Origin of the sequence: Algoriphagus resistens (assembly GCF_001442615.1) — a bacterium.
GTDB classification, from domain to species: Bacteria; Bacteroidota; Bacteroidia; order Cytophagales; family Cyclobacteriaceae; genus Algoriphagus; species Algoriphagus resistens.
Genome location: NZ_LMXN01000003.1, coordinates 273,330 through 297,492, shown reverse-complemented (window position 1 = coordinate 297,492; position 24,163 = coordinate 273,330). Strand labels below are relative to the sequence as shown.

At 41.2% G+C, this 24,163-nt stretch carries 26 protein-coding genes and 2 tRNA genes; 17 read left to right on the top strand and 11 right to left on the bottom strand.

Annotated elements, in window-relative coordinates; translation table 11 throughout:
* Positions 1 to 7: 7 nt before the first annotated feature.
* Genes ybeY through AS141_RS07560 form a run of 5 tightly spaced genes read right to left on the bottom strand, consistent with a single transcriptional unit; the run spans position 8 to position 2,344 of the window.
* Positions 8 to 433, bottom strand: a complete 426-nt coding sequence (ybeY, locus tag AS141_RS07580) for an rRNA maturation RNase YbeY (RefSeq protein ID WP_057937038.1) — start codon at positions 431 to 433, stop codon at positions 8 to 10.
* Positions 434 to 436: 3 nt separating this feature from the next.
* Positions 437 to 838, bottom strand: a complete 402-nt coding sequence (locus AS141_RS07575) for an ATP-binding protein (RefSeq protein ID WP_057937037.1) — start codon at positions 836 to 838, stop codon at positions 437 to 439.
* 30 nt (positions 839 to 868) lie between these two features.
* Positions 869 to 1,630, bottom strand: a complete 762-nt coding sequence (locus AS141_RS07570; RefSeq protein ID WP_057937036.1) for an exodeoxyribonuclease III — start codon at positions 1,628 to 1,630, stop codon at positions 869 to 871.
* Between the two features lie 3 nt (positions 1,631 to 1,633).
* Entirely contained in the window at positions 1,634 to 1,996 is a 363-nt protein-coding gene (locus AS141_RS07565; protein WP_057937035.1) for a hypothetical protein, read from the bottom strand.
* A 6-nt stretch (positions 1,997 to 2,002) separates the two neighbouring features.
* Positions 2,003 to 2,344, bottom strand: a complete 342-nt coding sequence (locus tag AS141_RS07560) for a carboxymuconolactone decarboxylase family protein (protein WP_057937034.1) — start codon at positions 2,342 to 2,344, stop codon at positions 2,003 to 2,005.
* A gap of 750 nt (positions 2,345 to 3,094) precedes the next feature.
* Here AS141_RS07560 and AS141_RS07550 point away from each other — a divergent pair.
* The 6 genes from AS141_RS07550 (at position 3,095) to AS141_RS07525 (ending at position 6,245) form a co-directional block, all read left to right on the top strand.
* Positions 3,095 to 3,628, top strand: coding sequence for a YfiT family bacillithiol transferase (locus tag AS141_RS07550; protein WP_057937032.1), 534 nt, complete (start codon positions 3,095 to 3,097; stop codon positions 3,626 to 3,628).
* A gap of 78 nt (positions 3,629 to 3,706) precedes the next feature.
* Positions 3,707 to 3,949 (top strand): hypothetical protein, encoded by a 243-nt coding sequence (locus AS141_RS07545; RefSeq protein WP_157243409.1) that lies wholly within the window; start codon positions 3,707 to 3,709, stop codon positions 3,947 to 3,949.
* 12 nt (positions 3,950 to 3,961) lie between these two features.
* On the top strand, positions 3,962 to 4,720 hold the full coding sequence (locus AS141_RS07540) for an SDR family NAD(P)-dependent oxidoreductase (protein ID WP_057937030.1): 759 nt from the start codon (positions 3,962 to 3,964) through the stop codon (positions 4,718 to 4,720).
* Positions 4,721 to 4,936: 216 nt separating this feature from the next.
* The gene (locus AS141_RS07535) at positions 4,937 to 5,344 is read left to right on the top strand and encodes a hypothetical protein (RefSeq protein ID WP_232424841.1); all 408 of its coding nucleotides are present in this window, start codon (positions 4,937 to 4,939) and stop codon (positions 5,342 to 5,344) included.
* Positions 5,345 to 5,348: 4 nt separating this feature from the next.
* On the top strand, positions 5,349 to 5,804 hold the full coding sequence (locus tag AS141_RS07530; protein ID WP_157243408.1) for a PaaI family thioesterase: 456 nt from the start codon (positions 5,349 to 5,351) through the stop codon (positions 5,802 to 5,804).
* A 27-nt stretch (positions 5,805 to 5,831) separates the two neighbouring features.
* Complete coding sequence (locus AS141_RS07525; RefSeq protein ID WP_057937027.1) at positions 5,832 to 6,245, top strand: hypothetical protein; 414 nt, start codon at positions 5,832 to 5,834, stop codon at positions 6,243 to 6,245.
* Here AS141_RS07525 and AS141_RS07520 read toward each other — a convergent pair.
* Positions 6,242 to 6,775, bottom strand: coding sequence for an RNA methyltransferase (locus tag AS141_RS07520; protein WP_057937026.1), 534 nt, complete (start codon positions 6,773 to 6,775; stop codon positions 6,242 to 6,244). The genes AS141_RS07525 and AS141_RS07520 overlap by 4 nt on opposite strands.
* Before the next feature lie 92 nt (positions 6,776 to 6,867).
* Here AS141_RS07520 and mutS point away from each other — a divergent pair, with 92 nt between their 5' ends.
* From mutS to AS141_RS25935, 5 genes are all read left to right on the top strand, one after another.
* The gene (gene mutS / locus AS141_RS07515) at positions 6,868 to 9,474 is read left to right on the top strand and encodes a DNA mismatch repair protein MutS (RefSeq protein ID WP_057937025.1); all 2,607 of its coding nucleotides are present in this window, start codon (positions 6,868 to 6,870) and stop codon (positions 9,472 to 9,474) included.
* A gap of 50 nt (positions 9,475 to 9,524) precedes the next feature.
* Complete coding sequence (locus tag AS141_RS07510; RefSeq protein WP_057937024.1) at positions 9,525 to 10,322, top strand: response regulator transcription factor; 798 nt, start codon at positions 9,525 to 9,527, stop codon at positions 10,320 to 10,322.
* A 138-nt stretch (positions 10,323 to 10,460) separates the two neighbouring features.
* Positions 10,461 to 10,533, top strand: a tRNA-Gly gene (locus AS141_RS07505).
* 67 nt (positions 10,534 to 10,600) lie between these two features.
* Positions 10,601 to 10,684: transfer RNA gene (locus AS141_RS07500), tRNA-Leu, on the top strand.
* Between the two features lie 74 nt (positions 10,685 to 10,758).
* The gene (locus AS141_RS25935) at positions 10,759 to 10,977 is read left to right on the top strand and encodes a hypothetical protein (protein WP_082632218.1); all 219 of its coding nucleotides are present in this window, start codon (positions 10,759 to 10,761) and stop codon (positions 10,975 to 10,977) included.
* Here the strand turns inward: AS141_RS25935 and AS141_RS07495 are convergent.
* The 4 genes from AS141_RS07495 to AS141_RS07480 all read right to left on the bottom strand — a co-directional run bounded on the left by AS141_RS07495 (position 10,952) and on the right by AS141_RS07480 (position 14,341).
* Entirely contained in the window at positions 10,952 to 12,052 is a 1,101-nt protein-coding gene (locus AS141_RS07495; protein WP_057937023.1) for a Fic family protein, read from the bottom strand. The two genes, AS141_RS25935 and AS141_RS07495, sit on opposite strands and share 26 nt — an antisense overlap.
* Before the next feature lie 237 nt (positions 12,053 to 12,289).
* Entirely contained in the window at positions 12,290 to 12,529 is a 240-nt protein-coding gene (locus tag AS141_RS07490) for a helix-turn-helix domain-containing protein (RefSeq protein WP_198293509.1), read from the bottom strand.
* Positions 12,530 to 13,025: 496 nt separating this feature from the next.
* The gene (locus AS141_RS07485; RefSeq protein ID WP_057937022.1) at positions 13,026 to 13,493 is read right to left on the bottom strand and encodes a pyrophosphohydrolase domain-containing protein; all 468 of its coding nucleotides are present in this window, start codon (positions 13,491 to 13,493) and stop codon (positions 13,026 to 13,028) included.
* Positions 13,494 to 13,573: 80 nt separating this feature from the next.
* Positions 13,574 to 14,341 carry a hypothetical protein gene (locus tag AS141_RS07480; RefSeq protein ID WP_057937021.1) on the bottom strand — a complete coding sequence of 256 codons (768 nt, stop codon included), beginning with the start codon at positions 14,339 to 14,341 and terminating at the stop codon, positions 13,574 to 13,576.
* A gap of 602 nt (positions 14,342 to 14,943) precedes the next feature.
* On the opposite strand from AS141_RS07480, the gene dapF reads away from it, so the two are divergent.
* From dapF to AS141_RS07455, 5 genes are all read left to right on the top strand, one after another.
* Complete coding sequence (gene dapF / locus AS141_RS07475; RefSeq protein ID WP_057937020.1) at positions 14,944 to 15,717, top strand: diaminopimelate epimerase; 774 nt, start codon at positions 14,944 to 14,946, stop codon at positions 15,715 to 15,717.
* Between the two features lie 100 nt (positions 15,718 to 15,817).
* Entirely contained in the window at positions 15,818 to 19,198 is a 3,381-nt protein-coding gene (gene secA / locus AS141_RS07470; protein WP_057937019.1) for a preprotein translocase subunit SecA, read from the top strand.
* A 6-nt stretch (positions 19,199 to 19,204) separates the two neighbouring features.
* On the top strand, positions 19,205 to 19,747 hold the full coding sequence (locus AS141_RS07465) for a hypothetical protein (RefSeq protein WP_057937018.1): 543 nt from the start codon (positions 19,205 to 19,207) through the stop codon (positions 19,745 to 19,747).
* Positions 19,728 to 20,918, top strand: a complete 1,191-nt coding sequence (locus tag AS141_RS07460) for a M20 metallopeptidase family protein (protein ID WP_057937017.1) — start codon at positions 19,728 to 19,730, stop codon at positions 20,916 to 20,918. The genes AS141_RS07465 and AS141_RS07460 overlap by 20 nt, the downstream gene beginning before the upstream one ends.
* A gap of 65 nt (positions 20,919 to 20,983) precedes the next feature.
* Positions 20,984 to 21,751, top strand: a complete 768-nt coding sequence (locus AS141_RS07455; protein ID WP_057937016.1) for a S1/P1 nuclease — start codon at positions 20,984 to 20,986, stop codon at positions 21,749 to 21,751.
* A gap of 135 nt (positions 21,752 to 21,886) precedes the next feature.
* On the opposite strand, the gene ruvB is transcribed toward AS141_RS07455, so the two are convergent.
* Positions 21,887 to 22,921 carry a Holliday junction branch migration DNA helicase RuvB gene (gene ruvB, locus AS141_RS07450; RefSeq protein ID WP_057937015.1) on the bottom strand — a complete coding sequence of 345 codons (1,035 nt, stop codon included), beginning with the start codon at positions 22,919 to 22,921 and terminating at the stop codon, positions 21,887 to 21,889.
* Positions 22,922 to 23,045: 124 nt separating this feature from the next.
* Between ruvB and AS141_RS07445 the strand changes: the two genes are divergently transcribed.
* Positions 23,046 to 24,113, top strand: a complete 1,068-nt coding sequence (locus tag AS141_RS07445; protein WP_057937014.1) for an FAD:protein FMN transferase — start codon at positions 23,046 to 23,048, stop codon at positions 24,111 to 24,113.
* The last annotated feature ends 50 nt before the right edge of the window (positions 24,114 to 24,163 follow it).

Genomic DNA, 24,163 nt, shown 5'->3' with positions numbered 1-24,163 from the left:
GGAACATTTAACTCTGTTCGAACAAATTGATTGCAAAATCCTCTTTACTTCTCATTAACTCTGCTTCAGCTTTGGATTTATCCTTATATCCTAGTAAGTGAAAAAGGCCATGGCTGATTACTCTACTGAGTTCTGTTTTCTCGTCAACCCGATGAATTTTTGAGTTTTCTTTTACCCGTTCTATACTAATGAATACATCTCCTTCTATAGTTGCCTTTTTCTCGGAATTATCGAAAGTGATAATGTCTGTATAATCATCATGATCTAGGTATTCTACATTAATGCTGAGTAGGTATTCATCAGAACAAAACACGTAATTGAGCGCTAGAATTTCATGGTTTTCAGCTTTTGCAAGCTGCTTTAACCAGACTTTCCTTTTTCTCTTTTCTTTCAGTGAAAATGAAACGTCTTCGGTAAAGAAATTAATAGACATAGCCTAATTCATGTAAAATGATAAAACTGCCTTTGTACCATTCTCCTCAAATTTTACATCGTCAGAAAGATGCTTTATCAAGAATATTCCCCTGCCTCCTGTCTTTTCAATGTTTTCCGGTGATGTGGGGTCTTTGAGTTCATTGTGGTCAAAGCCATCTCCTTCGTCCTGAATAGTGAATAGAAGCAGGTCTTCTTCAATCGTTAATTCTAGGTGAACTAGCTTATTTTTATCTCCTTGATTTCCATGTATGATTGCGTTACTAATGCACTCAGTTACCGAAATCATAATATTCCCATAGATATCATCATTGATCTCAAATTTTTCACGAGCATTGTCGATGAAACTTTCAATTATTTTTATATTCTCAAGGAGAGAGGGAATAGAAATTTTTATGCTTTTCATCATAAGTTGTTCAATGAGTAGTATCTACTTTTATTCTACTTCTATTAATATTGGACAGTGATCGGAATGCTTGGCATCTGCTAATATGGTTGAACTTTTTAGACGTTCTTCCATAGAACTGGTCGCCATATGGTAATCAATCCTCCAGCCTAAATTTTTTGCTCGGGAATTTGCTCTATAACTCCACCAGGTATAATTATGCGGTTTGTCATTAAATTTTCTGAAACTATCCACAAATCCGGATTCTGTAAATTTATCCATCCAGGCCCGCTCTTCCGGTAAGAACCCTGAAGTGTTCTTATTTGATTTTGGGTTATGAATGTCGATTGGCTTATGGCAAATATTGTAGTCCCCACTCAATATGAAATCTGGATTAGTTCTCTTTAAATCCTGGATGTACCCATATATATCGTCTAAGAATTCATATTTGAAGGTTTGGCGGATGTCACCCGTGGTACCTGAAGGAAAATATGCTGTGAGAAATGAGAAATCCTCAAAATCTACTTGAAGAAGCCTGCCTTCATCGTCATATTTTGAATAATCCATTCCGTGTTTTACAGACTTTGGTTTTATTTTGGTCAAAACAGCAACGCCACTATAACCCTTTTTGAATGCTGGGTACCAATATATTTCGTAACCTAAATCTTGGAAAATAGTAACATCTATTTGATCTAAGGTTGCCTTGACCTCTTGTAAACCAATTACATCTGGATTCACTTGTTTAAGCCAGTCGATAAAACCCTTATTCATCGCAGCACGAATGCCGTTTACGTTGTATGATACTATTTTCACAATTTATTCAATTACTATTTCGTATTCCTTTTCAAAATATTCCAGCACCTGAATCTTTAAAAGCTTCTCTTGATCCAATAGATCAAAATGTGGTAGCTCCTTTATTAATTTCCAATGTGGCCAACCATCTTGATCAACATAGTCAAGTTCATAAAACCCATCATAGCTCAAAACCTTACAAACTGCAATGTGCATCAGGTCTTGCTTTTGCTCTTTGCTAAATATCTTATTTCCCTGACCAAGTTCTTGAACGCCAATAAGAAACAGTACGCCATTTAGGTCCGCAGGTTTTTTACCTATGGTTTCCTTGAGACCTTCTAATAATTTTGACCAACGTTTTTCTAATTCTAAATCGCGCTTGAACATTATAACTTACTGATTTTCAAGTGTTTCTAAGTATTCCGTCGCTCTTCTCAAATGTGGAATCACTATTGTCCCCCCTATCAATGTAGCTATTGAAAATACTTCAAATAGTTGTTCTTTAGTCAAGCCTGCTTCATAGCATTTTCCTAAATGATACTTGACACAGTCGTCACACCTTAATACCATGGAACAAGCTAGCCCGATCATTTCCTTGGACTTGATATCTATAGACCCTTCAGCAAATGCATTTGTATCAAGATTAAATATACGCTTGATTACCTTATTGTCTTCAGCCAAGATCTTCTCGTTCATTTGGCTACGGTAGGCATTGAATTCCTCTATGAGATTCATTAACTTAACTGTTTAGGAAAGAATTAAGTAGCAAATATACCACTATTTGCCCTTGGCAGATAGGAACATGCCTTTTTCACAAAGCGTTTATTTTTTGAAGAAGTTTTTTTGGATTTGATAGTTCCTTACAAACGTTTGTGTGGAGGACATCTCTCCATAACCATGAGAAAAGGCTCTTGTATAGGTAAAGGCGCTCTTCCTATCACTAGCTATCAGTTAAGGCAGACTGATAATAAACTAAGTGATAAGGTAGATGCCTTAAGCACAGTGGGCTTGGTAATGGCTTAGTTGTAATTTATCAATAGTGTAAATTGCCAATAACATCTTCATCATCCAAACTATAGGAATAGGCAATAATTTGCTCAGTAATCAAGGGCTTTATAAGGCAAAATCCTTGGTGAAATAGGTACGGAAAGCACAGGGATGGTATTGTTTCTGTAGCGTTGCATCTGCTGAAGCAAAACCTTTGAGGCTAAAATCTGAGTGAGCAGTTTGGACTTGGGCTTAGGGGGGTATTCTTGAAGCTGGATATGGATTGAAATGTAAAAATTTTACAGTAACACAATCCCAAAAATCCAGGCTGGAGCAACTGTATTCTAGGAAAAAGTATGTGAAGATCGCCAATACAGTAATTCTCTTCCTTGATGATGTAAAGAGGACTGGCGTCTTTGTGTGCGCGTGTGTGCTTTTGGCTAATGGAGCAAAAAATGTAGATTTGGTTATTATTGCAGCTGGGGATAAACATTAGTTATGATTGATATAGAATTATTGAAGTATCCGATAGGCAAATTCCTGAAGCCTGAAAATATTTCAGACCAACATCTCAAAGAAGCGATCGATTATCTGCGTTTATTTCCGCAGTATTTGGAAGATACGGTTAATAAGCTCACGGAGAAGCAGTGGAACGCGCATTACCGTCCGGGAGGCTGGACTGTAAGGCAGGTAGTCCATCACCTTTCCGACAGTCATATGAATGCATTGATACGCTTCAAACTGGCTCTGACCGAACATAATCCCACCATCAAACCTTACGATGAAACTTCTTGGGCTAGACTGCCTGATTATTCGGGTCCAACTGATACTGCCCTTACATTAATAAAGGGAATACATCTAAAGTGGGCAGTTATACTGGAAAGCATGACCTCATCAGATTATCAACGAACCTATTTCCACCCGGAAAACCAAACAACTGTGCCACTATCCGAGGTGACTTTGATGTATCATTGGCATTCCATGCATCATTTGGCACAAATCCAGCATCTGATCATTCGTGAAAAGTGGTAAGTTTGAACTACTAAACCGATATTTCTAGTAGTATGCTTTTCAACGCTATTGAGCTTGGTGTTTTCCTTAAGCAACCCAGTGCTTCAGGAGATTAAAGAACTGACAGAAGCAAACCGGAGCAAGCTCATTATTTACATCGCACTATATGTGCGTGACGATATCACTGTGGAGGCAGAAGCTCCCTACCAGGTGTTCAATCACTCGAGACTGCTCAATGAACCAAAGTATTTCTCAGATCATATTCATTTGGTGACTTCTGGAAAAATGGTCGCTCCTGCTGCATTTATAAAAGATTTGAATAGCTTAAGAATGGAAAAGTGATAGTTTCATGGCATGAACATTTCCCTCAAAAATCAACGAATACTCGTTACAGGGGCTTCACGAGGTATAGGCAGGGCTATTGCCAGGCAACTTTCGGAATCAGGGGCTGAAGTAATTATTCATTATAACACGAATGCAGCTGAAGCAGAAAAGCTCTTGAATGAACTTGAGAATCCTGCTTATACAGAATCCTGTGATCTTTCTGACGTAAATCAAGTCATAGGCTTTATACCAAAACTGGTTAAGAAATACGGACCAATTTCAGCACTGATCAACAATGCAGGAATAGCACGATCAGCTTCAGATACCCTGCCGACAAAAGAATGGGTGATGATCTGGCAGGAAACGCTTCAAGTAAATACCACCGCTCTGGCAATTCTCTGTAAGGATTTTGTCGAACATGCACTGATACATCAAAATGGTCGAATCGTTAATATATCTTCCAGGGCAGGTTTTCGGGGTGATACAACAGATTACTTAGCTTATGCGGCTTCCAAAGGTGCTATTATCAGTTTGACAAGATCTATTGCCAGGCACTATGGCAAACAGGGAATCAAGGCCTTCTTGATTGCTCCGGGTTTTACACGGACAGATATGGCTGAGGAAATCCTGTCTAAATACGGAGAGAAGTTTGCTCTCAACGACATTGCGCTGAATGAGCTGACAAAACCTGAAGATATTGCACCTATGGTGACATTATTGTGTTCTGGATTAGCCGATCATGCTACCGGAGCCAGCATCGATATTAACGCAGGCTCGTATGTCCATTGAAACTGATTTGAAGTCTTAAGTAGCTTTTCCATGCCTAATAGGCAAAAAACAAACGATATATTATCTCCAGAACTGCTCAAAATTCTCAAAATTTTTGGCCTAGCATCAATTCTGCTCGTCTTGCTTCTATCTTTTTTTAATACTAGGCGAGCAAATAATACGGGTGAGGATTTGACTTTCCGAATGACATCATCCAGTCGTTTATATTTTTTGAATGTGCGTGCTATCAGATATGATAGGGAAGGTAGATCCGATGCAGGAATGCTCCTGTTTCGTCATGGAAATAGAGAAATCTCCCAGACTAAACCATTGTTGGATCTGGTCATAGTACTCAACTCGGTAAAAGACGAAGCTTATCTGTATTTAGAAGCAACAAATGTGGAATGGCCACTGGAAATCCGTGTTTTTACAGAGGGGAAGCAAGCAGAATTTCGGCTTGAAAACGGGAATAATTCTGAACTTCTTGCGTATGTTAGACAGCTCCGCCCTTGGATAGAAAAGGATGCGGATTTTGAAATTAAAGATGGAGCAACCTGGAAGTCTATCTGGTCAAAACCAAAAGAAAAGAAAGCCTTAAAAACTTTATTAGAAGACTATTTTAGATTGATAAATGAACAAGAATAATCCTATGGAAAACCATAATCCGCAGTTGGAGCAATTTAAGAAGTTGATTGGCCAGAAGCTAGATAAAACACCCTCTAGGGCAGGAAACTGGCTTGGAGGAACACTTCTGGAGATTAACATGGGATGGATAAAAGTATCCTATACGGTCACTTATGAGATGTGCAACCCTGCCAGAATCCTGCATGGTGGAGTAGCTTCATTGATGATGGACGATGTGATCGGAATGGGAAATTTTGTGGTAGGATCGGAATTTTTAATGACTAGTATCAACCTGAATGTCGATTACTTATCCTCTGCGCAGATTGGGGAGAAATTGGAAGTTTCAGCAAAATTAGTTCGGTCTGGAGCAAACCTAAATCATTGGGAATCCGTAATCACTAAAGATTCAGGTAAGCTTGTTGCAAAAGCCAGCTCCAATATGATTAAAACCCATATTAAGCTAAGTGAGCTTGGGTTTTGAATTTTTACTAAACTTAATTCTACACAAATGAAAAAATTCTTACTGATCTCCTTATTCGGTTTATTTTCTGTCTCTGCTTTTTCACAGACCACCATCACATTTCACCACAGCAATCTTCCTTTCATTGGGGTGAATTACCAATTTGGTGAGCGCTTTATTCCTGAATTCCGATTGGGAACTGATACTTACTTAGAGGATTTATCCGCCGAACTTGTCGCCAATTATATATTCAAAAAGACAGATCGGTTTGAGTTCTATGGTGGAGCAGGTTTAAGAGTCGGAAGTTTTGACGGGATTGTAGTTCCAGTAGGTTTGAATATCTACCCTTTTGAGCAAAAGGATTTTGGTTTTCATATAGAAGGGGCACCAATTCTTGGATTTGAAGATGATTCTTTATTTCGGGGGTCCTTTGGTATCCGGTACCGCTTCAGTAAGAATTAGAATTGCTCCGTTTTCACCATCAGATCCCAAACAGCTATTCCCAGCGATACGGAGATATTTAAGGAATGCTTAGTGCCCAGTTGCGGGATTTCCAATACTGCATCGCAGGCATTGAGCACTTCTTCTTCTACTCCAAAAACCTCATTTCCGAACACCAGAGCGTATTTTTTTCCTTTTTCAGGAATAAAATCATTCAGCATCATGGAGCGATCTACCTGCTCCAACGCACAGACCTGATAGCCTATTGCTTTCAATTTTTTCAAAGCTTGCATGGTATTCAGGCAATATTCCCATTCTACGGATTCAGTTGCTCCTAAGGCAGTTTTCTGAATATCCCGATGAGGGGGAGTGCCAGTAATTCCGCAGAGGTAAATTTTTTCTACACCGAAAGCATCTCCCGTGCGAAATGCAGAACCTACGTTATTCAAGCTTCGGACGTTATCCAGAACGAGTATAATGGGAGACTTATCCATTTTTTTAAACTCTTCAACAGAGACTCTTTCCAGCTCCTCCATGCTTAATTTTTTCATCCTTTTTTGTTCTGCTTTGTGAATGGCTTATTTTCGGGGATATTCCCATTGAATACCCTTCCCAAAATTAGTATAAAAGTAAGCATACCTCCATGAGTAAGTCAAAAGACGGAAAAGAAACGCCCTTAATGAAGCAGTATAATGCAATCAAAGCTAAACATCCTGGTGCTTTATTGCTTTTTCGAGTAGGCGATTTCTATGAAACGTTTGGGGAGGACGCTGTGCGGGCCAGTAAGATTCTGGATATCGTCTTGACCAAAAGAGCGAATGGCTCAGCGTCTCATATCGAATTGGCCGGTTTTCCCCACCATTCTTTGGATACTTATTTGCCAAAATTGGTGAGAGCTGGAAATCGTGTTGCAATCTGCGATCAGCTCGAAGATCCTAAGTCTGTAAAAGGCATTGTGAAACGAGGCGTGACAGAACTGGTGACTCCTGGGCTTTCGTTCAATGATCAGGTTTTGGATACCAAGAAAAACAATTACCTAGCCTCTATTTCTTTTGGCAAAGAGAAACACGGAATTGCTTTTTTAGATCTTTCCACCGGTGAATTTATGTGTGCAGAAGGTACTGCATCCTATCTCGAAAAGCTGATCCAAAGCTTTGCTCCGGCAGAGATCATTTTTTCCAAGGCAGCTAAAAAGCCAGCTGCTGAGATGCTCAAAAATGATTTTATCACCTTTCACTGTGAAGACTGGGTTTATCAATATGATTTCACTTACGAAAAGCTCAAAACACATTTTGGTACGGCAAATCTAAAGGGTTTTGGCATAGAAGAAATTGAATCAGGGATAATTGCCGCAGGCGCCATTCTTTATTATTTGGAAGAAACTGAACATAAAGAAATCCAGCATATTTCTTCTATTTCACGGATTGCCGAGGAGAAATATGTGTGGTTGGACAAATTCACCATCAGAAATCTGGAATTGGTATTTCCACAGCACGAAGGTGGGGTTCCTCTGATCAATATATTAGATCAGACAGTCACTCCTATGGGTTCACGTATGATGAAAAAGTGGATGGTTCTACCACTGAAGGAGAAAACAACCATAGAAGAGCGTTTGAATGTTGTAGACTTTTTCTACCAGAATTCAGGCCTGATTGAAGAAATAACTGATCCGCTCAAGCACATTGGGGACCTGGAGCGGCTGATTTCGAAAGTAGTGGTAGGCCGGGCAAATCCACGTGAAATAAACCAAATCAAACGGGCACTGAAGAATACGCTTCCGATCAAGGAACTCCTCAAAAATCAGAAGAACCCTACGCTGCAAAGACTCTCCGACCAGTTGTATCCCTGTGAGCTTTTGTTGGAGAAAATAGATAAGGAGCTGAAAGAGGATGCTCCTATGCTGACACATCAGGGAGGAATTATCAATGATGGAGTCGATACTGAATTGGACGAATACCGCGGTTTGGCGAATACAGGCAAGGATTTTTTGGTACAGATCCAACAGCGCGAAGTTCAAAAAACAGGAATTACCTCGCTCAAAATCGCATTTAATAAAGTATTCGGATACTATCTTGAAGTGACACATTCGCACAAGGATAAGGTGCCTGCAGAATGGATCCGAAAGCAAACACTTGTAAACGCTGAGCGGTATATCACTCCTGAGCTAAAAGAATACGAGGACAAAATCTTAAATGCTGAAGATAAGATGATTGCCATTGAGCTACGGTTTTTTCTGGCCCTTGTCCAGGAAACGGCTCAGTTTGTCACTCAAATCCAACAGAATGCCAGGGTTCTTGGTACGTTGGATGTATTACTTTCTTTTGCTCAAGTTGCTCTTTCCAATGGCTATTCCCGGCCAAAAATCTCAGAGACAGAAACCCTTGAAATTAAAGACGGCCGACATCCAGTGATAGAGAGGCAATTACCTCCGGGAGAGAATTATGTGCCGAATGATATTTACCTGGATCATGATTCGCAGCAGATCATGATTATTACAGGCCCCAATATGGCTGGTAAGTCTGCTCTACTGCGTCAGACGGCTCTGACAGTGCTAATGGCGCAAATGGGAAGCTTTGTGCCGGCATCCTTTGCCAGAATAGGCATTATCGATAAAGTCTTTACCCGGGTAGGCGCCTCAGATAATTTATCCAAAGGAGAATCCACATTTATGGTGGAAATGACAGAAACGGCAAGTATTCTCAATAATTTATCAGATCGTAGTTTGGTGCTAATGGATGAAATCGGCCGGGGTACATCCACTTACGATGGTATTTCCATCGCTTGGTCTATTGTGGAATACCTGCATAATCACCCGACTTTTAGGGCAAAGACTCTTTTTGCGACACACTACCATGAATTGAATCAACTGGCTTCTGATTTTCCGAAAATCAAGAATTTCAATGTTTCTGTAAAAGAAGTTGGCAATAAGGTGATTTTTATGCGTAAGCTTAAGGCCGGAGGGAGCGAACACAGTTTTGGTATCCATGTGGCCCAAATGGCCGGTATGCCAAATCCAATCGTCTTAAGAGCTGCGGAGATCATGTCTCATTTGGAAAAAGACAAGGCTGTCGCTGAGCAAAAGGAAAAGATAAAGGCTATTCCTAAAAACAACTATCAGTTAAGCATGTTCGAGTTGGACCCTAAGTTCCAGGAGGCAAAAGAGCTTATCGATGGAATTGACATTAATGCGATTTCGCCTATAGAAGCACTTTTGAAATTGCATGAAATCAAAAAGAAAATTGAAGCATAAGAGTTCATTTTTATGCCTTAAATGAGTTTTGCTACTACTAAGGATTTTTTATGGACAAGGTATTGTTGAAAGATTTGCGAAAGCAAAATAAGTATTCACAATTTTTTCATGAGTGGAAAGAGCAGGAGTTCCAAGAGCATCCTGAGAAAAACAGCAAGATTAAAGAGCTTGAGCAGCTGAGCCAGAACATTGGAATGAGAGAGGGGTTGACGATTGCGTGTTATGACTATAGAAGCTTGAATTTGGCCTTTTTTGCGGGAAATGTTGGGGAATTGACTGGTTACCCTTCTTCCATGTTTCGTGAGAAAGGGATGGAGACCACCTTTGCGTTGACTCATCCAGAGGATAGGCCTGAATTTATTCGCTTCCAAAAAATAGTTTTTGACAGTTTCCATCAGCTCACTTTGGAAGAGAAGCATACTTTTGAATTTTCATATACCACTCGTTGGGTACATCGAATAACCAATAAAGTCACCTGGGTGCTCGGAAAAGTAAGACCCTATTTAATTGATTCTGCAGGCAATTTTGCAATGGATTTACATATCATAATGCAGCTTTATACTCCTCCTAAGACCTCAAGTTACGATTGGAATTACTCCTACCAAAAAGAGGACGGCACGCGGATATTTGTTAGTAAGAATTCTCCACATAGTAGAACAGTCTCTCTGACAAAAAAAGAGAAAGTAATCGTAACCTTGATTTTAGAGGGGAAAGAGTCCAAGGAAATAGCTGAGCGTTTGAATATTTCTGTAAATACAGTGGCTACACACCGTAAAAACATTCTAAAGAAGCTCAAAGCTAAAAATGTGGGTGAAATGGTGAAAATATTATCAACCTATCCTTTTTGATATTCCCTTGAATATCAATGATAAGTATGATTAAAGAAGGGAATCACTAAAAAATAACGAAGTAATGTTTGTGATTTTATTTCTGGTGCTTACCTTTGCATCCACAATTCAACTGGATCACGTTCCGGTTTACATGACGCGAGAGTAGCTCAGCTGGTAGAGCACGACCTTGCCAAGGTCGGGGTCGCGAGTTCGAATCTCGTCTCCCGCTCAAAAAGCCCTTGATTCAAGGGCTTTCTTGTTTCACGGAAACAGTAGCTTGGGAATGACCAAGTGAAGCCGGGATGGTGGAATAGGTAGACACGCAAGACTTAAAATCTTGTGGCCGTAAGGCCGTGCGGGTTCGATTCCCGCTCCTGGTACAGCTGATAATCAGCAATTTAGAGCTTCCTCAAAAGGGGAGCTTTTTTTTTGGAATCACGGGCACAATATCCCTATGGAATCAATACTTTCTAGACTGAAAACGCTTGACGAAGGCATTCAAGGAAGTTATGTTGGAAAAGTTTCTAGGGCGCAAGCCAATCCAGATACAAATAGTCGAAGCGAAGGTGAAATTACATTCAATTTTATTGGCGATGACGAAAAAGTAGTAACAAAAATTTGTTCAAAAGTATTTTTTGTTACCTTTTTCATAGCTGTACTAATTCATAGCTAGTACTTCTGCCACCACCTAGTTGTTTTGCAAGCACTCCCTGCTCTTCAAGATTTTGAATATCCCTTAGCGCGGTGTCTGTAGAAACTTTGGTGATTTTTGCCCATTTCGAAGTATTGAGTTTCCCGTCAAATCCATCCAGAAGTTTGTTCATCATCAGCTTCTGACGTTCATTGAGTGATTTGGTATTCAAGAAATTCCAGTAATTCGCCTTATTGAGAACGGAGTTTAGCGTTTCTTCTGCCTGGACTAACGCTCGCTCAAGACAAGATAGGAACCAAAGTAACCATTTGGTGATATCAAGATCTCCTTTTTGAGTTTTTTCCAAAATCTCATAATACTGTTTTCTTTCTTTTTGGATCTGAGCAGACATACTGTAAAAGCGCTGTTTGCTTTCATCGGATCGCGCTAACTGCAAATCACTTACTGCTCGTGCTATACGCCCATTTCCATCATCGAACGGGTGAATAGTTACAAACCACAAATGAGCGATGGCCGCTTTTAGTACGGGATCTATATCTGCTTCAGAATTGAACCAGTCGAAAAACGCTTCCATTTCTTGAGCAACGATTTCTGATTGAGGAGCTTCAAAATGCACTCTCTCTTTTCCCATGGCACCGGAAACGACTTGCATAGCACCTGTTTCTGGTGTTCTCCATGACCCAACGGTAATTTTATGCATGCCACTTCTCCCTGTTGGAAACATTGCAGCATGCCAACCAAATAAACGTTCGTCATCTAGGGATCTCTCGTAATTCTGAGTGGCATCCAAAAGCATATCAACTACCCCTTCCACATGGCGATCAGCTGGAATTGATCCACCGATATCCATGCCCAATTTTCGAGCGACAGATGAACGAACCTGATCAACATTGAGATGTTCGCCTTCGATTTCACTTGTCTTAAGCACGTCTTGTGTAATCGTTTGCAGCATAGCTTCTTCTTGAAGATCAAAACCAAGGCTAATCATTCGCCCTGTGAGTTTTCCCTGCTTGTGGCGTACAGATGCCAATAGTGAAGCAAGTTTACTTACATCCCAAGAGAAGTCCGGCCATGTTTTTTGTTGGTAGACATACATTATTCACCGCATAATTTACGGTAAATATACCAGGTTTTCACCGCACCGTCAATATAAATCTTGCAAAAAATGCGGTGAATATTGGTTCTATTCACCGCATTAGTGTAGGAATGCGACCTTTCGGACAAAGCTGAACGCTACTCTCGATCCTCTAACTAAATCTTTTGAATTCACTCAAGATACAGAGAATCAATGTAGTCCGCATAGCTCCGGCCTTAACTTCTGTGACAAGCTTAGTCATTTCTTACGACCTCTTTTTCGCTCCCTACGGCCACCGTCTTTTAACACTTCGTCGATTGATGTGAAATTCGGCTTTGGAGGATTTAGAGAATGAAGAAGTTCTTCCAATCCACCGACAATCCACAGCAGCTTTAAAAAGGATTCCAGGGAGATGTGCCCCTTTTGCTCAAACTTTCGCAAGGTCGCAAGAGCAACCCCTGACTGCTCGGCTAACCCTTCTTGTGTCAGTTCCATCATAATACGTCATTTTCGGACGCTGTCAGCGATTTTTTGCTGGGCTTTATTTGGAGAAATAAACGATACCATAAGAGTACTTAATTAATAATAAAGCGTATTACTAATACTATGATAGTAGAAAATGGTAGTACAAAAATTCCGGATTTCAAATACAAACGAAGAATCTTTTGGCACGAAGCATTTCTATCCATAAGCAACCAAGCCCGCTATCGTCAAGGCACCAGGCGCGCACGATTGTGCCAGGATACCTTCGGTTTGGGTGATAGACCTCGCAGAAAGTTCCCTTTTTAATCAGGTGGCTTTTAGATTATTTCGTTTGATCGAACGTTATTCGATGCTATGGTGAAAAGTAAGGGATTTTGGCTGTGCTGGCAATAGGAAAAGGCCGGCTTTAATGCCGGCCCAGATTGGATATTCCACTCTATAATAGCCATGAATCCGCTACAACTGAAGAATTATCAAGGAAAACACTTGAAACGCTCCTCTTGGGGTTATTTTATGATTTGATGATCCCTTCTAGATCTGCAGGTGAATAGGCTACGGATTTCAATGTTTTTCTGTCCCCTTCCCTGAAGACCAAATACAACTCACCCTCTTTTTCGTAGAAGCATTCTGTGCCCTTTGCGTTGTAATGAGCTACTGTTGCTTTGGCCTCATCTTCGGTTTTACAGGCTTTGCTCATATTTGAGCGCTGCACTTCGTCGAAAAGTGTTTTGAATTTTTCTCCCAGGCCAAATTCTAAAATTGCCCCAGAAAGTACATATTGTAAATCGCAGAGGGCATCCGCCACTTCTACCAGGTCATTATTTGCAATAGCTTCTTGGAATTCTTTCAGCTCCTCAGCTAAAAGGGAGACGCGCAAATCACATCTTACTTTGTCCGGAATAATGGGGGAAGGTAAAACGGGATGTTTGAATGTTTCGTGAAATAAAGCGACTGAAGTAAGTGACTTAGGATCTTGCATAATTTTTGAATAAATGAAAGCCTGAAATAAATCAAAAAGACCGGATTTACCGGTCTTTTTGAAGAATAATCTAATCTGGCTTATCGTTTTTTCAGCACTACGGAGTTTTCAATATTAGCTTCTATCTGGACTAAAATTTCTGAATTTCCATCTGGGCTGTTTGGACTGATTTCAATTTTACCATCATTATTGGCATCTGTGGCGGTGCTAAAATCAACATCTGCGAAAAGCTTTTCCATTTCAAAAGAGAGTAGTAATTCTGTATTGTTTTCTACCTCAATTCCTGATTCAGATTCTGCCGTAGCTTCTATCACCTTTTCGGTTTCAGTCCAAAACTGAGTTGACTTGCCATTGATTTCTCCAGTGATGAACAAAGATTTCTGATACATCGGATCCTCACTGCTTTGAGCTTTATAAAGTGAAAAAGACACTTCTTTGTAATTTCCTTTTGGTGTACTTCCTTCACCTACCAAAGAAATTTTAGTTTCTCCATTGGATAGCAATGTAAGGGTTTTTTCCTGTGAGGAAGAGCTTTGTAATTCTGCGTTTAAGGCGGTTTTAAGCTGTATCCCGCCTAAATCAATTCCTGTCACTAAGTCTGCGGAAGTATAATACTTCATTTCTACATTTTGAGTCCCTACCATAAATTCATTCACAGTAAACCCACTGAGTGTAAACCTTCCGCTTTCTGAAGAATCTGAATTAGGGTGTGCAGCTGTGGCTTTCAATGAAGCCTGGGTTTCAGATTCTGAAATCGGGTTTTCATCTTCTGATTCGCAAGAGAATAGTCCCAAACCTGCCGGGATGACCAGTGCAGCAAAGGCTATTTTTCCAAGATTCAATTTCATAAGTTTTTAACATTTTGGTTCCTGATGCCTTTTCAACACAAATGCCATTTCGAAACTTTTCTCCATCCATTGATAGATTGAAGCGGATAGAAAGAAACATTTTCATAAAAATCTAAACGGGCACAATTATCCCTTGCCTGATAAGAAAAACAGACACTTACTGAGTTTTCAATTTGTTTATAAGTAGTTGACTAGAAGAAAAATAGATCAAATAATTCCTATAGATTTCACTTTTTAAGTTCTTTTTTTAACGAGATTATTGTTGTCAGATCATGGCTTATTCAGCAACTAATGAGAATGGTTTTTCACACGTCCCTAGATTTTCAGATTTAGACGCAGGTAAACAAATCCTTGTAGAAATTATTGGCAAGGTGTTGCTTTAAAGGACGGAATTGAGATGTTTTCGAAAGAGGAAATTTCATTTTAGATGAGTCAGCCTTATGAACCTTTCAGTTTGGTTGAGGATATTGCTAAAACAGAATTATCTGACGGATTTTAAATTGAGAATCAGACAATAAGTCTGAATTTGTGACAAGTTGCTTAAGTTTGTCCCGCAACATTCGCTTGGATGGGTTTTTGTCCAAGCGCATCATGAATAAAACATGGAAATCTCATTTTATAAATATCAGGGCACAGGCAATGACTTCGTCATGATCGATGATCGGGAGCTAAAGTTTGATGAAAAGGATTTAAGTCTAGTCAGTAAGCTGTGCGACCGAAAGTTCGGCGTGGGCGCAGATGGATTGATTTTGATCAGAGATCACAAAGAATTCGACTTCGAAATGATTTATTTCAATGCCGACGGAAGTCAAAGTATGTGTGGAAATGGCGCTCGCTGTGCTGTAGCATTTTCAGCTTTTCTTGGAATAGTAAAGACAGAAACTAACTTTCTGGCCATAGATGGAGCTCATGAAGCGATCATCGGGAGTGATGTAGTGCAATTGAAAATGGGGGATGTGGACCGAGTAGAGACTAAAAATGAAGATTATTTTGTCAACACAGGCTCACCTCATCATATTCGATTTGTAGATAATATACAGGATTACCCCATTTTCGCGGAAGGCAAGAAAGTAAGATACGATCAGGAATATGCTCCCTCCGGTACGAATGTCAATTTTGTGGAAAAAGTCGGTGACGATGAAATATACGTCCGGACCTATGAGCGGGGAGTAGAGGATGAAACACTCTCCTGCGGCACAGGGGTGACGGCAGCTGCAATTGCCTTTGGCAAAGATCAAGAAAAAGCGACTGTTAAAATCCAGACCCTTGGGGGGCAGTTATCAGTGAAATTTCAAGCTGTCGGAAATAATGGCTATAAGGAAGTATGGCTGATTGGTCCTGCAGAACAAGTATATTCTGGAAAAATAACCGTATAACCGGGCATTGGTATTCTGCTCCAATGGATTGGTTTAATTATCAATTGTAACAAAAAGGACTTAATTTTAAAGCCCTATTAGAGAATCACAAAAAGCTAGCATGTTAGATATTATAGCAAAAGGACTTGCAAAAGTATTTGGAACCAAGTCCGATAGAGATATAAAAGAACTTCTTCCTATCGTCACACAGATCAATGAGGTTTTTTCTGGATTAAAGAGTCTCAGCGATGATCAATTGCGAGCTAAAACTGAAGAAATCAAGGTAGAAATCAACACTCATCTGAAGGAATTTGATGATAAGATCAGTACCATCAGATCAAAGGTAGACGAGTTACCAATAAAAGCTATTCATGAAAAGGATCAGCTTTTCAATCAGATAGACCAGATAGAAAAGGACCGTAATGAAGCCTTGGAAGTAGTCTTGGAGAAAGTTTTGCCAAAGGCATTTGCAGTAGTAAAAGAGACGGCAAGACGCTTCAAAGAGAATGGAAAGTTAGCCGTACAGGCAACTGACCGTGATCGTGAGCTCTCTGCAAATAGGCCACATGTAGAGATCCAAGGCGATGATGCCATCTGGCATAACAAATGGATGGCTGCAGGGACTGAAGTAGTTTGGGACATGGTTCACTACGACGTGCAGTTGATAGGCGGTATGGTCCTTCATAAAGGTAAAATTGCCGAAATGGCGACAGGAGAAGGTAAAACATTGGTTTCCACCCTTCCAGCCTATCTTAATGCGCTGGCTGGGCGGGGAGTCCATATCGTGACTGTGAATGATTACCTGGCCAAGCGTGATTCGGAGTGGAATGCACCACTTTTTGAATTCCACGGGCTGACGGTGGATTGTATAGATAACTATACTCCCAACTCAGCAGGACGTAAGAAAGCCTATAGGTCTGATATCGTATATGGCACCAATAACGAGTTTGGCTTTGATTACTTAAGAGATAACATGGCCCGTGAGGCGGGAGACTTAGTTCAGGGTAAGCATCACTTTGCAATGATTGATGAGGTCGATTCGGTGTTGATTGATGATGCTAGAACGCCATTGATTATCTCTGGACCGGTTCCAAAAGGGGATGTGCATGAATTTGATGACATGAAGCCTAGGGTCTCTACACTAGTAGATGAGCAACGCAAGCTGGTTCAAGGTTTCTTGAGCTCAGCTAAGAAAATGATTGCTGATGGTAATGATAAAGAAGGTGGATTGGCGCTATTCCGTGCTTTCCGTGGAATGCCGAAGTATAAGCCATTGATTAAATACCTTTCTGAGCCGGGGATCCGTGTGATTCTTCAGAAGACAGAGAATTATTATTTGCAAGATAATAAGCGTCAAATGCCGGAAGCGGATGAGCCGCTTTTGTTTACCATTGATGAAAAAACCAATGTAGTCGATCTGACCGATCGCGGTATAGAGACAATGACTACTAAGAATGAAAATTCGGAGTTTTTCATCCTTCCCGATATCGGAGTCTTGATAGCTGATTTAGAAAAAACCCAAGGCATTTCTGATACAGAAAAGCTTGTCCGCAAAGAGGAAGCAATCAAGGATTACAGTGTCAAAGCGCAACGGATTCACACGGTCAACCAATTGCTCAAAGCATATTGTATGTTTGAGCGGGATACCGAATATATTTTGGTGGATGGCAAAGTGAAGATTGTAGACGAACAGACAGGGCGTGTGATGGAAGGACGCCGCTATTCGGACGGATTACACCAGGCGATTGAGGCGAAGGAAAATGTGAAGGTGGAAGATGCTACGCAAACTTACGCTACGATTACCCTTCAGAACTACTTTAGAATGTATCACAAACTGGCTGGCATGACCGGTACAGCTGAAACTGAAGCAGGTGAATTCTGGGAAATCTACAAATTGGATGTGGTTGTTATTCCTACTAATAAGCCAATTATCAGAGCTGACCGAGATGATAAAGTTTATAAAACTGTCCGCGAGAAGTTCAATGCAGTTGGTGATGAAATCAATGAGTTAGTCGCTGCGGGCAGACCCGTTTTAGTGGGTACGACTTCGGTGGAAATCTCTGAAGTTCTGAGCAGAATGCTGACCTTGAAGAAAATTCCTCATCAAGTACTGAATGCGAAGCAGCATGCTAAGGAAGCTGATGTAGTGGCAATTGCGGGTCAAGCAGGCACGGTAACAATTGCAACGAACATGGCTGGTCGTGGTACCGATATTAAGCTTTCCCCAGAAGCAAAAAAAGCAGGAGGTTTGGCCATCATCGGTACAGAGCGTCATGAATCCCGCCGTGTCGATAGGCAGCTTCGTGGTCGATCTGGCCGACAGGGTGATGTGGGTTCTTCCCAGTTCTTTGTGTCCCTGGAAGACAGCTTAATGCGACTGTTCGGTTCTGACCGTATCGCTAAGCTGATGGATAGAATGGGTCTGGAAGAAGGCGAAGTGATCCAGCATAGCATGATTTCTAAGTCTATCGAGCGGGCTCAACGTAAGGTGGAGGAAAATAACTTTGGTACCAGAAAGAGACTACTTGAATACGATGATGTGATGAACTCACAGCGTGAAGTAGTCTATAAAAGAAGAAGAAACGCACTGAAAGGTGAAAGGCTGGAGCTGGATATTTTGAACATTCTTTATGATGTATGTGAAGGACTGGTAGATTTGGGTAAATCCCACACTGATCCAGAAGATTTCAGAATGAATGTGTTCACTACACTTGGAGTCGATCACAATGTGTCTGAAAATGATTTGAAAGCTAAAGATGCAGCTCAATTGACCCAGGAGCTCTACACTATTGCTTTTGAAACCTATCAAAAGAAAAATGAAGTGATGATGAGCACTGCGCTTCCGATTTTCAAGCGGGTACAGGAAGAAAGGGGGGCTACGGTGAAGGATATCATGGTGCCGATTTCTGATGGAATCAAGCAAATCGGAGTGGTAGTGAACCTGGAGAATACAGTTAATTCTGAAGGTAGAGAACTGGTCAGAGCAATTGAGAAAAATGTATCACTTGCCATCATAGATCAGAACTGGAAAGAGCACCTAAGAGACATGGATGATCTGAAGCAGTCGGTACAAAATGCCGTTTATGAGCAAAAAGACCCTCTTTTGATCTATAAGTTTGAGGCATTTGAGATGTTTAAGCGCTTTATTGGTAAACTGAATGAGGACATGACCTCTTTCTTGACACGGGCAGATTTGCCTAAGCAAGATCCCAATCAGGTCCATGCTGCTGCTCCCCAACGGACCTCGGAGCCGCATGTACAAGCTTCTAAAGCTGATGCCGGAAGTACACTGAATCCTGGTGCCAACCGTGCTGCTGTTGCTGCTTCCAATGCCGGAAGACCAGCTCCTCAAGTAGTGGCTCCCCGGAAATCAGATAAGGTTTACGGAAGAAATGATAAAGTTTCTGTTCAATACACCAATGGTACCACCAAATCAGATGTAAAATATAAAAGTGTGGAACAGGATGTGCAGGAAGGTAAGTGTGTAATCATCGATAATTAAGGAAGCATGAGAATTTTCTGGATTTTAGGATTGGTATTGGTATTTGCGAGTTGCAAATCAACAGGAAAAGCATCGAGTACCGCATCCGGCTATGCGAATTATCAAGAAAATCTGGGCCCTTCATTGCCGTTATACCCAGATTATCGTGCACAGATGGCCAAATCATCCGATGGATCTTCGGAATCTACTGAGGCGATAGATGAGCAATTGGACCAAGTGCAGGCTAGTTTAGTAAGCAGGAATAAAGCTGAGCCCTATTTCAGCGGATACTCAGTATTGGTTTATTCTGGCGTAGATAGAAATAAGGCATTTACGACACGCGATGACATTGTTGCAAATTTTTCTGACCTCACTCCTGAAATGCAATATCAACAGCCTAGGTATTTGGTAAAAGTTGGAAAATTTGTGCACAAAATAGAAGCTCAAAAAAGCTTTGCTGAGCTAAAAACACAATTCCCTACAGCGCGGATAATCCAAGATCGCTTTCAACGGGGAGAATTTAAGACCCTAAATGAACTCAATCAAGAAGATGCTGAAGGACAAAATTAAATCTCTGGCGAAGGCCTATAAAGAAGAAGTAATTGCAAATCGTCGCCATCTCCATGCTAACCCTGAACTTTCTTTCCAAGAGTACCGCACCTCAACGTTTGTTAAACAGAAACTTCAGGAGATTGGAATTACTACTATTGAATCGAAGGCAGATACAGGTTGGGCGGCTTTGATTGAAGGCAAAAATCCGGGTAAGCGCGTAGTAGCTCTTAGGGCGGATATGGATGCCTTGCCGATCATTGAGGCAAATGACGTTACCTACAAATCCCAGAATCCCGGAGTAATGCATGCCTGTGGCCACGATGCCCATACCGCATCCCTCCTTGGCGCGGCCAAAATTCTTAATGAGGTAAAAGAGCAATTTGAAGGTACTATCAAACTGATTTTTCAACCAGGTGAAGAAGTGGCCCCTGGTGGCGCTTCGTTGATGATCGCTGATAAAGTGCTTGAAAATCCACGACCAAACGGAATTATTGGTCAGCACGTGATGCCCTTTATTGAAGTGGGCAAGGTCGGCTTCCGACCTGGAATCTATATGGCCAGTGCTGATGAAATTTACGTGACGGTAAAAGGCAAAGGAGGTCATGCTGCCATGCCCGAGACATTGATTGATCCAGTTTTGATCGCTTCCCATATGATCGTTGCGCTACAGCAAGTGGTCAGTAGGGCTGCCAGTCCGAAGATTCCTTCTGTCCTTTCCTTTGGAAGAGTGGAGGCATTGGGTGCTACAAATGTGATCCCTAATGAAGTGAAGATCCAAGGAACATTCCGTACGCTTGACGAAACCTGGAGAGCTAAGGCTCATGAGAAAATGCTATCGATCGCCAAAGGAATAGTAGAAGGAATGGGAGGAGAGGTTGATTTTGATATCAAAAAAGGGTACCCGTTTTTGAAAAATGACCCAGAGCTGACTCAAAGGTCCCATCAGGCAGCAATAGCATATCTTGGTGAGGATAATGTCCTTGATCTGGATATTTGGATGGCGGCAGAGGATTTTGCTTTCTATTCCCAGGAAGTTGCTGGCTGTTTTTACAGATTAGGGACAAGAAATGAAGCCAAAGGAATTACCTCCGGAGTTCATACCCCCACGTTTGATATAGATGAAGATGCGCTGGAAATTGGTGCTGGCTTGATGGCATTTTTGGCCGTATCCGAACTCGAAAAAGCGTAAACTTGCCTTAACTCCCTTTTAGTTCTTTTCCAGTAACTTTCTTGCTTTATTAGACATTTTCTAGAATGAAAAAACTCTTAACCACTTCAGCTTTTGTTTTTCTGCTAGTTAGCCAAACCTTTGCTTGGGGACAGCTGGGGCACTATTTGATTGGTTATATGGCAGAAAAACAGTTGAAAAAATCTGTTCGGAGGAAGGTAGAGAAAGTGCTTCACCCCATGTCTATAGGCAGAAGTGGAACTTGGATGGATGAGATCAAATCGGATCATGCGTTTGATTATGCCTATTCCTGGCATTACATGACCAGTAAAAACGGCGAATACGATGAGTCTATTCAGGAAAAAGGCGGAAATGTTTATGGAGAAATCAACCGTATCAAAAATGAGCTAAAAGCAGAAAACCTAGAACCTGAGAAAGAAGCGGAATTACTAAAAATGCTTATCCACCTAGTGGAGGATATCCATCAGCCTCTCCATGTGGGAACAGGAGAAGACAAAGGAGGAAATGATGTGAAGGTCGAATACTTCGGCAAAACCACCAACCTGCATGCTGTGTGGGATAGCGGCATCATTGATAGCAAATCGATGAGCTATACGGAAATTGGCGATGAGCTTTTTAGAAGATTAAATAAAGATTTGATTGCAAAGTACCGTTCAGGTACTATGCAGGATTGGCTGGCAGAGGCTGTTGCGGCAAGACCATCCCTATATGAGCTGCCCGAAAACAAGAAAATCTCCTATGCATATGGCTATGAAAATATGCCGCTACTGGAAGAAAGGCTGATTGCAGCCAGTGTTCGACTAGCACAGATTTTAGAAGAGATTTACGGGTAAGAACACAAAAAAACAACTAAATGCCGTTGGATAATAAATAGCCGACGGCATTTTCTTTTTGTTATTCAAGCCATTTATAGACTTGAACTGGTGTATGAAACTTCTTTGAAGTGGTATTAAATCCAGATTAATTTTTCACATCCCTTCAAACAAGCCACCCATTCCTTGAGCAGGTTTGATTTTTAGATGCTTATATGCCAGCTCAGTAGCCATCCTTCCCCTAGCGGTTCTTTTCAGATAGCCTTCCTGGATCAAGAAAGGCTCATAAACCTCTTCTATAGTCTCGGCTTCTTCACCGCAGGCAGTGGCGATTGTACTCAGCCCTACTGGCCCTCCTTTGAACTTCTCGATAATGGTGAGCAGGATTCTATTGTCCATTTCATCCAATCCATTGACATCTACATCTAATGCATCCAATGCAATTTTCGAGATCTCGAGCGTAATTGTACCGTCTCCTTTTACTTCGGCAAAGTCACGTGTCCGGCGAAGTAGCATGTTCGCGATCCTTGGCGTTCCCCGGCTCCTTCTGGCGATTTCAAAAGCGGCGATTTCATCTATGGGAGTCTGTAAAATGCCTGCGGAACGCGTAACGATATCCGTCAATAATTTTGCATCGTAGTATTCCAATCTGGAATTGATCCCGAATCTCGCTCGAAGCGGAGAAGTCAACAAACCTGAGCGAGTGGTGGCCCCTATTAAAGTAAATGGACTCAGCGAAATCTGAACCGAACGCGCATTTGGGCCAGAATCCAGCATAATATCTATCCTGAAATCTTCCATGGCAGAATATAAGTATTCCTCCACTATCGGGTTCAGACGGTGAATCTCATCTATAAAAAGGACATCTCCTTCTTCTAGATTGGTCAGCAATCCGGCCAGATCAGAAGGTTTATCCAGTACAGGACCTGAGGTGATTTTGATACCAGCATGCAGCTCATTTGCTATAATGTAGCTGAGTGTTGTTTTTCCCAAGCCTGGAGGGCCGTGCAATAGCACATGATCCAAAGGCTCATTCCGGCGCTTCGCAGCTAATACAAAAACGCGAAGATTCTCTACTATTTTAAATTGGCCCGTAAAGTCTTCAAAGCTTAGAGGGCGTAAAGCTTTTTCGAATTCCTTGTCCTTTGGGCTTAGACTTTCATCTTCCCCGCTTAAATAATCTTCTCTCATATGTTAATCCGTACACCTACAAATATAGAAAAATACGAATGTCTTCTCGCGCATTTTTGAATCCGTCCCTTTCCCTTCGAAACTGAAAAATAAACTTTAAATTTGCCCTCAAATTCAACTAATCATGCGCCGCAACGCCCGTAAAAATATAATTTATTCAATCCTCCTATTGACAGCTATCATGGTGGTATACTTATGGAGAAACCGTGATAAAACAGAAGTGATTCTGACGGAGACGCAGGTTGTGGCAGGGAAAATGATCCTTTCGGGAAAAACAATGGGAACCACCTACAACATTACTTATCTCGACAGGGAGAATCGTGATCTTCAGGCATCGGTTGATTCACTTTTACTCGTTTTCAACCAAAGCCTTTCTACCTACATTCCCGATTCCGAACTGAGTAAATTTAACCAAGGTGACACGTTGGACTTCAGCTTGCCTTATTTACTCCCTGTTCTGGATGCTTCCCAAACCGTCTACGAAAATACCAACGGGGCTTTTGATCCTACTGTGGGGCCTTTGGTAAACATTTGGGGATTTGGTCCCGGCGGACCAGAACTCAAGGACAGTGTGGATATCAAAAATCTTTTGTCAAAAGTAGGGTTTGACAAAATTGAATTTGATCAAAAGCAGCTTCGCAAAAAAGTTTCAGGGATTTATCTTGATTTTTCAGCTATTGCAAAGGGCTATGGCTCGGACGTGGTAGCTGATTTTTTGGATAACAAAGGTATCTCCGATTACTTGGTTGAGATAGGTGGAGAATTAGTGGCCCATGGGCTGAACGAGAAAGGAGAACTCTGGAAAGTCGGGGTGAACCGTCCTGAAGAGTCTGCCAATAGCACTGATCTAATCAGTATTATAGCCTTGCAAAATAGGGGAATGGCGACGTCAGGTAATTATAGAAATTACTATGTGCGTGACTCGGTGAAAATTTCCCATACGATCAATCCTGTCACAGGATATCCTGTCAGCCACACCCTACTCTCAGCTACTGTTGTGGCGGATAATTGTATGATGGCTGATGCTTATGCTACTGCAATGATGGTGATTGGAAAAGATAAGGCAATAGCCTTGGATTCTGCTCTTAATGAGATCGAAGTTTTTTTAATTTATGATGATGGAAATGGAGGGTTTAAAACTTTTGCAAGTGAGCGTTTGAAACCCTTCCTGTCTTTTCCGCTAGAGAATTAATTTTAAATGCAACAGTATTGAATTTTATTACCTTTGCAGGAGTTATAGCG